Here is a 13,608-nt window from a genome sequence, read left to right as displayed (position 1 = left end):
CATCGCGGGCAAGCACCGCTCCCACAGGTCTCCCACAGGTCTGCGTATCAGCGCAAAATCTTCGGCGCTTCATCCCGTGGAAGGTTGTTGTGCTGCATCGGCTGCTCGGTGTATTCGATTTCACCCCGCAGTTGCTCGCGCAGCTGACGGGCGACGTCCACACCGATGGACTTGGAGACGTCACGCACCACACGGCCACGGTTGAGCGAGACTTTGATGTCACGGCCGTTGACCAGCTTGGTGTCCTGACCTTCGCCCATCGCGGTGAACGCGGAGGTGATTTCGAAGGTGCGGGTGTTGATCAGGCTGAAATCGCTGACCAGGGTCAGACCCAGAATCGCCGAGTGGCTGTCAGTATTGGCCAGCTCGCCGATGTCCTGGCGAAAGTCGATATCCGAAACAGTCCCGAACAGCACGTAGTCGGCGCCTTTGAAGTTACCGTTCTTGATCCGTTTGATGACGTCGTAAACGTCCTCCGTGGACTTGGCGGTATAAGGCGTGCCTTGAACCAGCTGGAACATGCCGGACTTGAGAATCTCGCCCTTGATGTCGCCGCTGAATTTGCGCAGCTCGCCTTGCTCGATGTAGCTGTAACGCTCTTCGTACTCGTTGTAGCTGGCCGATCCGCTGGCGCTGTAGGCATTGGCACGGATATTACTCTGCGCCGAAACCGTGTGAATGTAGTGCTCCACACGTTGCTGAAACGCCATGTCGGTGACTGCGATTTTCGGCGCGGCCTGGACGCCAAAGGCGCACATCAGGCCGAAGATGCCAATCCATGCACGCATTGCTTAGCGCTCCGTGGTCTTGCGGATTTCTTTCTCGTCCATCCACTCGGCCAGACCGCTTTCAACGTCGATCAGTTGCAGGCTGAATTTGTAGAAGACATCCTTGTAGTCGCTGCTGCGCTTGACGGTGGAGCTGATCGCACCTTCCAGACGGTATTTGGCGGCGATCATGTTGCCGGTCTTGCTGACAGTCGACTGCTTGTACAGGCCGCTCTGGTTTTGCAGCTTGAGCTGGTCAACCTGGCTTTGCATCTGGGTGTTGTCGCTGGCGAAGCGGACAGTACCGGTTTTCATGAGCTGGGTTTTGATCGACGTGGTGATTTCGCGGGTATCAATGTACTCGCTGGTCTTGTTCTTCACGTCATAGACCTGAACCACAGGCCGGCCCTGCAGTACGCCGGATTGAGCCAGCGATCGGGTCATGGACTCGGCGATCATCTGCAGGTCGGTGGAGCCGAATTCGTTGGTCACGGTTTCGACGGCTTTGGTGTCGCCATAGCTGATGTTTTTGCTGCCCAGGGACGGCGAATTATTGGCGCAACCGGCGAGCAGCAGGGCGGCAGCAGCGATGGAGCAAAGGCGGATAGACAACATGTGGAAGTTCTCTTCAACTGAACAAAATAAGGTGCGAATCAAGGCGTCTTCACTTCGAGGCGAAAGTCAGTGGCTTTCGGCACCGGGGCAATCGCGGGCAGGAAGCTGGTTTGCGAGCCATACAGCGTCACGCTTTTCCAGCCCTCTGGGTCCGCCACAGGGAAACCGTCGTTACCCAGCCAAGCGAAGCGGTAGTACATCTGTTTGTTGTAGTTGCTGGTGTTGTTGAGCTGCACATTGACGGTAAGAAAACCGTTTTCCCGAGCTACGCGCATGGCGCCCACTTCGATGTTCTTCATGTCGCCCATGGCAACGACTTTGCTCGCGGCACTGCCAGGAGCCGGTGGCGGCGGGGTCGCGCAGCCAGCTAGCAGGGCCAGCGCCAAAACGCCGAGAATCTTGATACGCATGGAGAGTCTCCGTTCAGGGTTGTTTGGTGGTGGCGATTGCTTGCTGCACAGCCGACGGCGTCACGTGCGCTGCGAGGCCGTCGGTGTAGACCTGATTGCCGATCGCCCGCAGAGCAACGACCTGATAGCGCTGGTCGATTTTGACGTCCACTTTGGTGCCCCCCGTGGAAGAAGGCAGCACAACCTGGTGCGTGCCCTGCGGCAGACGCAGGCGAGCGACCAGCGTGTTGTCCGGCAGTGTGCGCCAGGTGCGGGTATCAGCACCTTCGGTGATCGCCGATGCGATGCCCACTGCCAGACCGGCAAGCGGGTTCACGTCATTGAGCTGCTTTTGGGCAACGCCGCGGGTAATGGCCCGGACGGTGGTACGCAGAATGATCCCTGGCATGTCATCACGCAGGGCGCGACGCGACATGTCGGTGGTGCTGTTGAGTTTTGTCAGATTGATCTGCTGGCCGTCGAGGCCGATCTGGGTGAAGGCAGCGGTCGTTGTGTCGGGCTTGATCACCGGGAACGACAACGGTGTGATGACCAGATTGCCACTGATTGGCAGTGGCAGCGGGATGCGCACCGAGTCGCGCGCGGGAGCGAAGCCGCTCTGGACCACGATCAATACTTCGCTATAACCGTCCTTGCTTTCTTTGCCGTCGAGTTTGAGCAGTGCTTCATCGAGTAGAGGGGTGTTTGGGCGCAGCTCTGCCGCTTTGCGATAGCCCGGTGCGGCGAGGCCTTTTTCACCCATCGCTTCGTAGACGAAACCGGACAGGTAATGGCTGAACGCACTCTGATAGCTGTTCTTCAAACCCACGACTTCCGGCGCATCCAGTGACGCGACCGGATAACCCTGCAGATCCTTGAACTGGGTCTTGACGCCCTTGCTCTCGGCTTCTTCTTCGCTTTTGGCGTATTCCTTGTCCCGCAGCTCAGCGATCACGGCTTCGCGTTCGTGAGTCTTCTTGATCTCGACGCGGGCGCCTTCAAAGTCGTTTTTAGCCAGCAGATTCAGAGCCATCTGCGTGGTCAGCATGACCTTTTCATAGTCATAACCTTCGTAACGACGGACCTTGTCGTTAATCAGGAAACTGCCGAACTGTGACAGGTATTTATCAGTGTCGAGCTTGACCGATTCCTCCCACTTGTAGACCACCAGATCAGCCGCCCGCCATGCGGTCTGGCTGCCGGCGAGGTCGCCTTTGGCACGCAACAGTTCGCCCTTCTCGAAGTAGTAGAGGAGGTCCTTGTCAGCGCTGGTGTTGTTTTTTTCAAGCACACCCAACGCGCCATCGACATTGCCGGTGGTCAGCTGCTGGTTGGTTTCCTTGAGTTCGGCGTCGTAGCTACGGAAAGCGGAGCAGCCAGCGAGCTGCACAGCCGCGAACAACACGAGCGCAGTAAAGGCACGAGAAGACATAAAGCTTCGTTCCTTGAAAGTCGATAGCAGGGCAAAAGCCAACCGCTATGCAAATCCGTTTGATTGAGCAGGCTGGCTGCTCCGTGAGCCTTTTCGTTACGGGTTATGAGGTCGTGACGAGCAGGGCGCGGGATTATAAGCCGCATTCCAGCGCTGACAATGGCTTTTTGATGGCCCACAGCTGATACAGGCATTTCCTACGCTCCAGTAGAGAACTGCCTCACAAAAAATTTTGCCGCAGAGGTGTTTTAGTGGGGAGGACGGGTTTTGGTGGGCATGCAGGCTGTGCAAATATTTGCCGCAACCCATTCACCTTTCGAGAGAAGGAGAGCAGAACTTTGTCTATTTCAAATGCCAGCGACATCCAGATTTCGCGCTTCGAGCCGACTGACCAGCAGGGAGTGGTTGACGTCATTGTGCCGATCCAGCGTGAGGAATTCGGTATCGCCATCACCGCCGAAGACCAGCCGGATTTGCAGGCAATTCCCGGCTTCTATCAAGTTGGCAGCGGCGACTTCTGGGTCGCCAAGAGAGACGGCCAGATCATTGGCACCATCGGCCTCAAAGACATCGGCGCGCAGCAGACGGCGTTACGCAAAATGTTCGTCGCTGCACCCTTTCGCGGCCGCGAGTTCGGCGTCGCGGCATCGCTGCTCAGCACCCTCCTGGAAGAGGCTGGCAAGCGCGGGGTGAAGGACATCTACCTGGGCACCACCGACAAATTCCTCGCCGCGCACCGCTTCTACGAAAAGCATGGCTTTGTTGAAGTGGCGAAGGCGGAGCTGCCGGAGAGCTTTCCGGTGATGAAGGTGGACAGTAAGTTTTACCTGTTGCGGCGGGTGTAGCGCGACCCTTGTAGGAGCGCGCTTGCCCGCGATAGCGTTATACCAGCCGATACATTTTTGACTGACATAACGTTATCGCGAGCAAGCGCGCTCCTACAGGACTCGGTGTGTCCTATTACTTACTCTCCACCGCATGCGCCCAACGGTAATCAAGACGCGGCGCAAGGATGCGGACTTTGCGTTTGGTCTTGGTCAGGGTGGGTTCGAAGACCGGCTCGGGGTCTTTCAGGAAGGCGGTCATCACGGCGCTGAGGGCGTAGAGGCCTGTGAATGCCCAGACCACGCCTTCGAGGCCGAAGCTGTCCTGGAAGATCGCTACCACAGCCGGGCCGACCCAGGTCGATGCGCCAGCGCCAAGGCTCAATACCGACAGTGCAGCTGCCTTGTTCTGAGGCGCGAGTGCCGGTGCCAGTGCCGAAAGCGGTACGAAGCAGGCCAGGGTCAGGCCGTAGAATGCGCCGAACACCGAGGCGATCAGGAAGTTATCCGGGAACGCCTGTGGCATGAAGAAGAACAGTGGCGTGCTGATGGTGCTGCCGACTGCGCCCAGCCAGAGGATAGTGTTGCGATAGCCAATCCGGGTGCTGATGACGCTCGACGCCAGGTTGCCGATGATGTTGAACACGAAGACGATGGTCAGCAGTTGCAGCCATTCTTCCAGGGTAAAGCCCACGGTGTGCATGAAGAAACCGGGCATAACCACCAGAAAACCAAACATCGACGAGGTGTTGATCACGCGCACCAGGCCCGCCAGGGATACCTTGGGGATTTTCCACATGATGGTGATGTTTTTCGCCATCGACACCATGGGCTTTTCACCTTCGGGTGCCAGACGTTGCATGCCGTGTGCTTCACGCATACCCACCAGGCCGATCACGCCACCCACGACTACCAGTGCGAAAGACAGCCAGAACGTCGCCATCGCGCCAATCAGCGGAATACTGAAGCTGGCAACCAGTGAGCCCAGTGTCGGCAGGCCGGCTGCATAGGCGACCCAGAACCAGCCAACGGCCATGCCCATTTTGCGTGATGGGGTTGCCGCCGCGATCCACACCAGGAAGCCATAGGCAAACAATGGGTAACCGAACCCGCGCAGGCCGTAGGTCAGCAGGATCATGGAGTAGCTGAGTTCTTGCAGGCCGTAGACCAGAAACAAGACTTCGAACGCGCTCCAGATCACCAGGCCAAGAATCATTACCCGTTTTGGACCCCAGATATTCGACAGCGCGCCGGCCAGCCATGAGGAAATGCCCACGGTGACGCCGTAAATGGTGAAGACCATGGCGATTTCATCGGCAGGCATGCCGCGTTCGCTGAGGAAAGGGGAGAGGTAACCGAGCTCGACGCCATCGCCGATCATGAAGATCAGCAGGCCGACAAAGCCCCAGAACATTGGATAGGGAATACCGGTTTTCTCGCAGAATCTGGCGAGTGCAGTGTTCGGAGTGGATTGATCGCTCAATTTTCCGGTCCTTCTTTTAAGTGCAGCACGACGTTTGGTGACGCCGTATGAATGGCCTCAATGAGGTTGAAAGGCAGGATTGACCAATACGCTGTCGGCAAAATGCGCGAACACAGAACGTCTGGACTTTTATCTGATGCAGGATCGCCGGTGAACGACTTCAATGACCCATGAATCTATGCTTTTTATAGATTTTCGAGCCCGTTGCCCTTTTGTTATCCCATCTGAAGGCAATGATGGCAACCGCTTGAAATCGGGCCGGCTGTGGCGTGATGTCGCAGCTGCGTAGGGTTGGCGCCCTGTTTTTAGGGGGTAGCCCGTTACAAAACATTTCGTAAAAAAACTACCAAAAAGGGCAAATCGACCAGACTGCTAGCAATTATCCGGTTACAGAAACCGTTCTTGAGCGCTCAGCCCAGTGGATTGAAGCCCTCACCGGCCGAGCAAAACCGCTGTTCCATTGCCTTGCTGGCGTCGTGGTGGTCTGCGCTCCAGCGCTTGCCCCATTCCCGGCATTTTTATCTGGGAACGGAATCAGGTATCAACTGCTTGAAGGCAGATGGATCTGGGACATCGGTTGGCTAAGTAACTACCATTTTACTTCTAATATGTTTCACTCGAGTGTTGATTCTTGCAATCCATGGCGCTGAGTGGGCAAGTGGTTCAGGGTATTTAAGTTTGGATATGGTCAATAACGCGGTGTCAAGGTTGTTATCAGATATAGATTTTTGTGAATTACACGCTGCGTCAAGTCCATACTGTCCTGTGCCGTAAAATGCAATCGACAAATATGCTGAGGCAATGTCGTTTTTTTTAAAATGTCTTGATAGTTCTATAGCAAGAATCTGCTCTCGAATTTTCCGTCTAAAAGTTCGTTCATACCTGTTGGTAACTACTCTAACAAATTGTTGTTCTATTGTGCTGCCGCCTTGGGTTTTCTTGCGTGTTATGAAGATAACACAGCATCGCATTACTGCGATTGGATCAACTCCAAAATGCATCTTGCTCCTATGATCTTCTGCCAAGATAAGCATCTTTACATAGAGGTCCGGAGCTATCGGTGCACAGTTTATAATCTGTGCACACTTATGAAAATCTATCTTCAGCTTCGAACCGTACCAGAAAATGGCAAATCTAGAAATCGCTATAAATGGTGCTGAAAATATAGTAATTATAATTTTTAGAAAGGCGTTCTTTGGCATCTTGCGTTCCCCGTCGAGTCAGCGACCATTGAGGAAAAAGTTCCGCTTAAAAATTCATTTTTTTCTACGGTTAGTTCGTAAAAGTGGCTGGAAACTCTTCCGAATCCATCTTCAACAACATGCAGCTGTATTCTGTCCTTACTAAAATAATTTTTTTCAATATAACCGGTTACTATTGATCGTCTTCTATTTTTTTCTTGGTAAGAGCGCTTCCCAGTTGACGAATCCTCATATATAAGTTCGCCGCTCCCTTCAATTCTATTCCCTTCTCTTATTAGGATCACAACATACCTAAGTATCATTCCTTTGAAGGGGTTGTACCCTGTGGTTATGGTGTGCTGCTCAAGGTACCATTGCCCGGTAATGTTTGGCAGCGGAAATAGTTTTTCTCTTGTTGCGAAAAAGAATATTGCAAGTATTATGCCTCCAATAGTTGTTGCTAGGATGTCTGACCCTAGAGTGTCGAAATTTCCCGGTTGCTTGTCGTTATGGATGGCTGCGTCGGGTTTGAGGATGTCGTGGCCCTGTGGTTTTTCTATATCTAAAACTGTTGTATTGATCGCGACAATAAAAACTGGCAAAATCGAATTTTCGGGTTGGGAAGTAGATTCTAACTGGATAGTATTCTGGCCGCGCGCAAGCGAAGATTGCATATTTGGTGCGCAGTTATTATTGGATTGCCTGATAGGTGGCGCTTGAGTGACTATTTTATTATGTGGTACGGCTAAAATAGCCTGCTTGTTTTTTGCAGTATCATTTTCAAAGTTATTGCAAGCTTGAGTTGATAGAGTCATTAGCCCCAATATAAGTACTAGAATCCCTTTGCCCGCCGCAGACTTCATTCCATTGTTTCGCTGTATAGATAAGTGGCGTGATGATATCACGGTGATATCATTAATGGTTGTTTATCGAGCTTCGGTCGAGCGCTCGGTATTCAGGGTGATTTGCAAGATGGATTTGCTCACAGATTTGGGGCGTTTAGGCTTGATAATTCTAAGTCAAGATGTGGATATCGGTCTCGTGCTTTGCTGAGCGTCCGCATTTGTCCCTAGCGTATGCCCAGCGCGAGCTTTTAACCCAGTGGATTGAAGCCGTCACCGGCCGAGCAAAACCGTTGTTCCATTGCCTTGCTGGCATCTTGATGGTCTGCGCTCCAGCGCTTGCCCCATTCCCGGCACTTTTCCCGGAAGTAGACTTTGGCGCCTTTGCGGCACTCGCGGTATTCAATCGAGCCGCGGCGGTAGTTGCCGCAGACGCTGCTGCCATCAATGCGATTGTCATTGATTGCCCATTCGGCGGCGTAGGTGCGCTTGCCATCCCACTGCCAGATGGTTGCGGTCTCAATGTTGTAGGCAGTGATGCGTTTGGTGCGGGCCGGTTGTTGATCAGCTTTGTACCTGGCCATGTAGGACTCCGTCACCATGCCCTGTGCGGTAGGGTCGTTGCTCGCACGAGGAAAGTGACCATATCGGCAGGTAGCGACGGCTTCGTCGATGATGTTGTCCGGTTTTATACAGTCAGCCAGAGACTTGGGCGCGATCAGGGCGTCAGAGGTGTAAATCGGTGGAACGGGGTTGGAGATGGCGGGCTTGGTGATTGGGTGAGGCTTGGCGGTCGCTTGGCTGACAGCGCTCTGCAGCAGGACGCCGGAGTTGCTCAGTAGATAGATCGCACCTGCGATTAGTACCAGTAGCACACAGACGTTGCGCCAGAGATGCGACGGCGGAGTCGAGTGACCATATCGCTCATCATCGGCGTGGGCGCTGATGGGCTCAAAGGAATGAAAACTCTCGTCACCACGGTTATTGCTGGCATCCATCGACTCTTCCTTGGTGTATATCGCGCGTCCTGCGCCGGGATGTTTCGAGGTTAAACCTGATGGATGTGTTTCGCCAGTGTTACACGGGTAAGCGCGACCTGCAGGAGCTGCCGAAGGGGGCAATAGCGATTCATCAGCGGGAATGCCTTCGCAGTCTTCAGCAGCTCCTACAAGTTTTCACGCTGGGCGAAACACGATCAGAGGCATCGCCCTTTATCGCGCAAAATCGAAGTCCGTTTCAGCGCAGTTATTTTTCAATCCGCCCGTAACGGTTTATTCCCATCGCCGGATGGCACTATGATTGTCGGCAAGCTCTCCCGACAGAGGAACTGCACATGCCCTTGCCGCCCATGAAAGACCAATTCGCCGCTTTGATCGCTGCGCCTTCGGTGAGCTGCACCCAGCCGTCGCTGGACCAGTCCAATCGTGCGGTCATCGATCTGCTGGCCGGTTGGTTGGGCGATCTTGGGTTTGCTTGCGATATCCAGCAAGTGTCGCCGGGCAAGTTCAACTTGCTGGCCAGCTTTGGCAGCGGTCCTGGTGGTCTGGTGCTGGCCGGGCATAGCGACACGGTGCCGTTTGACGGTGCCCTGTGGAAAACCGATCCGCTGAAACTCACCGAGGTCGATAACCGCTGGGTCGGCCTTGGCAGCTGCGACATGAAAGGCTTTTTTGCGCTGGTCATCGAGGCGGTGCAGCCGTTGCTGGACAAACCTTTCAAGCAACCACTGCTGATCCTTGCCACCTGTGACGAAGAAAGCTCCATGGCCGGCGCTCGTGCGCTGGCTGAGGCAGGCCGGCCGCTGGGACGTGCTGCCGTGATCGGCGAACCGACCGGGCTCAAGCCCATCCGCCTGCACAAGGGCGTGATGATGGAACGTATCGACATTCTTGGCCGCAGCGGGCATTCATCCGACCCGAGCCTGGGGCATAGCGCGCTGGAAGCGATGCACGACGCGATCAGCGAACTCAAGGGCCTGCGCCAGCAATGGCAGCTGGAATATCGCAATCCGCAGTTCAGTGTGCCGACGCCGACCCTTAATTTCGGCTGCATTCACGGTGGGGATAACCCGAATAGGATTTGCGGTCAGTGCTCGCTGGAATTCGACCTGCGTCCGCTACCGGGTATGGACCCTAGCGTGTTGCGCGCCGCGATCCGGCAAAAGCTGGAGCCGCTGGCGGAGCTGCATCAGGTGAAAATCGACTACGCGCCATTGTTCCCCGAGGCGCCGCCTTTCGAACAAGCCGCCGACGCGGAACTGGTGCGGGTGGCCGAGCGTCTTACCGGGCATCGTGCCGAAGCGGTAGCATTCGGCACCGAGGCTGCGTATTTCCAGCGCCTGGGTTGCGAGACTCTGGTTCTTGGTCCCGGCGACATCGCGTGCGCGCACCAGCCGGGTGAATACCTTGAGATGTCACGTTTGCAGCCTACAGTGCGTCTGTTAAGCCAACTGATCGAACATTACTGCCTGAGCCCGCAATGATCCGGGCCTTGCTGACTTTGAAGATTGGGAGAAGTGACGGTTTCGCTGACACAGCGCTGTCGCTCATCAACCACAGCGCCTGTAGGAGCGCGCTTGCCCGCGATGACGTCTGCACAGCCAACAAAGTAGCTGAGTCTAAAATCGCATCGCGGGCAAGGTGGAGCGCCACCCCGGTCGCTCCTACGGAGAAAGTATTCCAATTTTGAGAGTTATTTCATTTTTAAAAGGAGAGTGCGCGTAATGACATGCCTGTTCCGACGATAACCACCACACGGTTGTGAGTGTTTCTGTCTTTCGTCCTTATTTTTCGCAGGCTCTCAAAGTTATGCACGAATACGTCAATTGGCTTCGCCACGCTTCGCCTTACATCAATGCCCACCGTGATCGCACCTTCGTCGTGATGTTGCCCGGCGACGGTGTAGAGCATCCGAACTTCGGCAATATCGTCCACGACCTGGTGCTGTTGCACAGCCTGGGCGTGCGTCTGGTGCTGGTCCATGGTTCGCGCCCACAGATCGAAAGTCGCCTGGCGGCACGTGGCCTGACGCCGCAGTTTCACCGTAACCTGCGCGTTACCGATGCGGCTACGCTGGACTGTGTGATTGATGCCGTCGGCCACCTGCGTATCGACATCGAAGCGCGCCTGTCCATGGACATGGCGGCCTCGCCGATGCAGGGTTCGCGTTTGCGCGTGACCAGCGGCAATCTGGTCACTGCCCGGCCCATCGGCGTGCTGGAAGGTGTGGATTACCAGCATACGGGTGAAGTGCGGCGGATCGACCGCAAGGGTATCAACCGTCTGCTGGATGAGCGCCACATCGTGCTGCTTTCACCCATGGGGTACTCACCGACTGGTGAGATTTTCAATATTGCCTGCGAAGACGTCGCCACCCGCGCCGCTGTCGATCTGGGCGCTGACAAGCTGCTGCTGTTCGGTGAAGAGCGCGGTTTGATGGATGAACAGGGCCGACTGGTGCGCGAGCTGCGTCCACAGCAGGTGCCCGCGCACATTCTGCGTCTGGGCACCAACTATCAGGCGGAATTGCTTGATGCCGCCGCTGAGGCCTGCCGTGGTGGCGTGGGGCGTAGCCATATCGTCAGCTATGCCGAAGATGGCGCGCTATTGACCGAGCTATTCACCCGCGACGGTGGCGGCACGCTGGTGGCGCAGGAACAATTCGAGCTGGTGCGTGAGGCAGCCATCGAAGACGTGGGCGGCCTGATGGACTTGATCACGCCACTGGAAGAGCAGGGGATTCTGGTGCGTCGTTCCCGCGAAGTGCTGGAGCGCGAGATCGAGCAGTTCAGCGTCGTGGAACGTGAAGGTTTGATCATTGCCTGTGCGGCGCTTTACCAGATCGCGGATTCGGATGCCGGTGAGCTGGCGTGCCTGGCGGTCAATCCGGAATACCGCCACGGCGGTCGTGGCGACGAATTGCTTGAACGCATTGAGACCCGTGCTCGGGAGCAAGGCTTGAAGACCCTGTTCGTCCTCACCACCCGCACAGCGCACTGGTTCCGCGAGCGTGGTTTCGAACCCAGCAGCGTCGACCGCCTGCCCGCTGCCCGTGCGTCGCTGTATAACTTCCAGCGCAACTCGAAGATTTTCGAAAAGGCGTTGTAAGTCTGGTTTCCACATGGGTCGCCTGCCCTTGTGGGAGCGGTGCTTGCCCGCGATGCAGACGCCTCGGTGTTACTGACGAACCGCGTTATCGTTCATCGCGGGCAGGACACTCCTGCCGAGATCCGAAAACTCTGTGGGAGCGAGCTTCCTCGCAAAGAACGATAAAGCGATTTATCTGATGTACCGCAGCGCCTGATTCGCGAGCAAGCTCGGCTCCCACAGGCGTTGCGTTCAGCCTTAGTCATGTCAGTTACTAATCCGCAATATGCTCGCCTGATACGCGCCGACGAAGGTGTCGAAATCGACTTTCTCTTCGGTCTGTTCCAGTTCTGCCTGTTCGGCAATCGAGGTTCTCGCCAAGGTTTCGAAGTGCGATTGCTCCTCGACGCTCAGCGGGTTGCTGCGGAAGTATTCGGCGTGAGCCTGGCTCTGGCGGAATGAAAAGGCGGTGAAGCCTTCCTTGTGCTCCGTCATGCTTGCCAGCACTTTGGCCGATGGGGTCAGGGATGCATCGTTGACTTTGGCCTGTTGGGCGGCGATGGATTTGACGTGTTCGTCAGTTCCGTTTGCATCGTCCAGCAGTTGAGCGATAGGCGTGATTTTTTCCAGCAGTTCAGTCGCCCAGGCTTTCAGGTCGATGGTGCTGTCATTGCGATTCAACTCAAGCCCTGGACGACGGCCTTCCTTGACGACAGTAAGGAAGTTCGACGCGGCATTACTGCATTCGTTGTTGGCCAACTGCGGGCTTTCCTGCAAGGCGCAGTACAGCACGAAGGCATCGACGAAACGCGATTGCTGTAAATCAATCCCCGTGGGCAGGAACGGGTTGATGTCCAGGCAACGAACTTCAACGTACTGCACGCCACGGGCCACCAGCGCCTGAATCGGACGCTCGCCGGAATAGGTCACGCGCTTGGGGCGGATATTGGAGTAATACTCGTTTTCAATCTGCAACACGTTGGTGTTGAGCTGAATCCATTCGCCATCCTTATGGGTACCGATTTCTACATACGGTGCATAAGGCGTTGCCACGGCTTTGCGCAGGCTGTCGGTGTAGCTGATCAGATCGTTGTAGCAAGGCGTCAGGTCTGCCTGAGCGTTGCTTTGGTAACCCAGATCGCTCATGCGCAGGCTGGTGGCATAGGGCAGGTACAAGGTGTCGGCGTCGAACTGTTCCAGCTGATGAGCCCGGCCGCGCAGGAAGCCCGCGTCCAGTGCTGGCGATGCGCCGAACAGGTACATCAGTAACCAGCTGTAACGGCGGAAATTCCGAATGAGCGCGATGTAGGCGTGGGACTGATAGTCGCGCGCATCGCCGTCGAAATTCTCGGTCTGTTGAAGCAGCGGCCAGACGCTTTCTGGCAGCGAGAAGTTGTAATGAATACCGGCGATGCACTGCATGGTTTTGCCGTAACGCAGGGCCAGGCCCTGGCGGTAGACATACTTGAGCTTGCCGATATTCGAAGTGCCGTAATAGGCAATCGGGATGTCTTCCTCGGCGGGCAGCGGACAAGGCATGGACGGGCTCCAGAGGAACTCGCTACCCAGCTTGCTGTAGGCGAAGCGATGGATCTTGTCCAGACTGGCCAGGGTTTCGACAGGGTCAGCCAGTGCCGGAGTGATGAACTCCAGCAGCGACTCGGAATAATCCGTGGTGATCTGGCTGTGAGTCAGTGCAGCGCCCAGGGCTTCCGGGTGCGGCGTCTGAGCCAACCGGGCATCGCCGGTCACGCGCAGGCATTCGCGCTCAATACCGTGCAGGCACTGCTCTAGCAGGGAGAGGTTAGTGCGCTCGCTAAGCAAAGCCAGGCGGCGGTTGAGAAGTTCGCTCAAGTTGGATTCCTTCACGCGTCAGTCGCCCCAATATGGGGGTGGAAGTGACGGTGTACAAGGGTAGGGCACTGGCGTTGTCGCCTGGGTTCAGGATTTGTACGAAAACGCCGACTGGCAGCGTCGGAAAATCCCGGCG

The 13,608-nt window shown here is 55.9% G+C and carries 12 protein-coding genes; 3 read left to right on the top strand and 9 right to left on the bottom strand.

Annotated elements, in window-relative coordinates:
* Nucleotides 1–47: 47 nt before the first annotated feature.
* From IV01_RS20780 to IV01_RS20795, 4 genes are read right to left on the bottom strand one after another with little or no spacing between them, the layout of a single operon-like run.
* On the bottom strand, nucleotides 48–788 hold the full coding sequence (locus IV01_RS20780; RefSeq protein ID WP_032626263.1) for a hypothetical protein: 741 nt from the start codon (nucleotides 786–788) through the stop codon (nucleotides 48–50).
* Between the two features lie 3 nt (nucleotides 789–791).
* Nucleotides 792–1,382 (bottom strand): penicillin-binding protein activator LpoB, encoded by a 591-nt coding sequence (lpoB, locus tag IV01_RS20785; RefSeq protein ID WP_032626261.1) that lies wholly within the window; start codon nucleotides 1,380–1,382, stop codon nucleotides 792–794.
* A 38-nt stretch (nucleotides 1,383–1,420) separates the two neighbouring features.
* A complete protein-coding gene (locus IV01_RS20790) occupies nucleotides 1,421–1,792 on the bottom strand; it encodes a YcfL family protein (RefSeq protein ID WP_032626259.1) in 372 nt (123 codons plus the stop codon).
* Between the two features lie 13 nt (nucleotides 1,793–1,805).
* Complete coding sequence (locus IV01_RS20795; RefSeq protein WP_032626257.1) at nucleotides 1,806–3,203, bottom strand: COG3014 family protein; 1,398 nt, start codon at nucleotides 3,201–3,203, stop codon at nucleotides 1,806–1,808.
* Between the two features lie 344 nt (nucleotides 3,204–3,547).
* Between IV01_RS20795 and IV01_RS20800 the strand changes: the two genes are divergently transcribed.
* Nucleotides 3,548–4,048 (top strand): GNAT family N-acetyltransferase, encoded by a 501-nt coding sequence (locus IV01_RS20800; protein ID WP_032626335.1) that lies wholly within the window; start codon nucleotides 3,548–3,550, stop codon nucleotides 4,046–4,048.
* Nucleotides 4,049–4,163: 115 nt separating this feature from the next.
* On the opposite strand, the gene IV01_RS20805 is transcribed toward IV01_RS20800, so the two are convergent.
* The 4 genes from IV01_RS20805 to IV01_RS20815 all read right to left on the bottom strand — a co-directional run bounded on the left by IV01_RS20805 (nucleotide 4,164) and on the right by IV01_RS20815 (nucleotide 8,531).
* Nucleotides 4,164–5,510 (bottom strand): MFS transporter, encoded by a 1,347-nt coding sequence (locus IV01_RS20805; protein WP_032626254.1) that lies wholly within the window; start codon nucleotides 5,508–5,510, stop codon nucleotides 4,164–4,166.
* A gap of 581 nt (nucleotides 5,511–6,091) precedes the next feature.
* Nucleotides 6,092–6,712, bottom strand: a complete 621-nt coding sequence (locus tag IV01_RS26155) for a biosynthetic peptidoglycan transglycosylase (RefSeq protein ID WP_080290214.1) — start codon at nucleotides 6,710–6,712, stop codon at nucleotides 6,092–6,094.
* Nucleotides 6,691–7,554 carry a hypothetical protein gene (locus tag IV01_RS26985; protein WP_229636086.1) on the bottom strand — a complete coding sequence of 288 codons (864 nt, stop codon included), beginning with the start codon at nucleotides 7,552–7,554 and terminating at the stop codon, nucleotides 6,691–6,693. The genes IV01_RS26155 and IV01_RS26985 overlap by 22 nt, the downstream gene beginning before the upstream one ends.
* A 230-nt stretch (nucleotides 7,555–7,784) precedes the next feature.
* A complete protein-coding gene (locus tag IV01_RS20815) occupies nucleotides 7,785–8,531 on the bottom strand; it encodes a hypothetical protein (protein WP_050507291.1) in 747 nt (248 codons plus the stop codon).
* A gap of 335 nt (nucleotides 8,532–8,866) precedes the next feature.
* On the opposite strand from IV01_RS20815, the gene argE reads away from it, so the two are divergent.
* Together argE and argA are read left to right on the top strand one after the other, a co-directional pair.
* A complete protein-coding gene (gene argE, locus IV01_RS20820) occupies nucleotides 8,867–10,015 on the top strand; it encodes an acetylornithine deacetylase (protein WP_032626252.1) in 1,149 nt (382 codons plus the stop codon).
* Nucleotides 10,016–10,340: 325 nt separating this feature from the next.
* Complete coding sequence (gene argA, locus IV01_RS20830; RefSeq protein WP_032626248.1) at nucleotides 10,341–11,639, top strand: amino-acid N-acetyltransferase; 1,299 nt, start codon at nucleotides 10,341–10,343, stop codon at nucleotides 11,637–11,639.
* Nucleotides 11,640–11,885: 246 nt separating this feature from the next.
* Here argA and gshA read toward each other — a convergent pair whose 3' ends face one another.
* Nucleotides 11,886–13,472, bottom strand: a complete 1,587-nt coding sequence (gshA, locus tag IV01_RS20835) for a glutamate--cysteine ligase (protein WP_032626245.1) — start codon at nucleotides 13,470–13,472, stop codon at nucleotides 11,886–11,888.
* Nucleotides 13,473–13,608: the final 136 nt, after the last annotated feature.

Origin of the sequence: Pseudomonas syringae, assembly GCF_000737245.1 — a bacterium.
Taxonomy (GTDB): Bacteria; Pseudomonadota; Gammaproteobacteria; order Pseudomonadales; family Pseudomonadaceae; genus Aquipseudomonas; species Aquipseudomonas syringae_J.
This window is presented reverse-complemented; position numbering and strand designations above follow the sequence as displayed.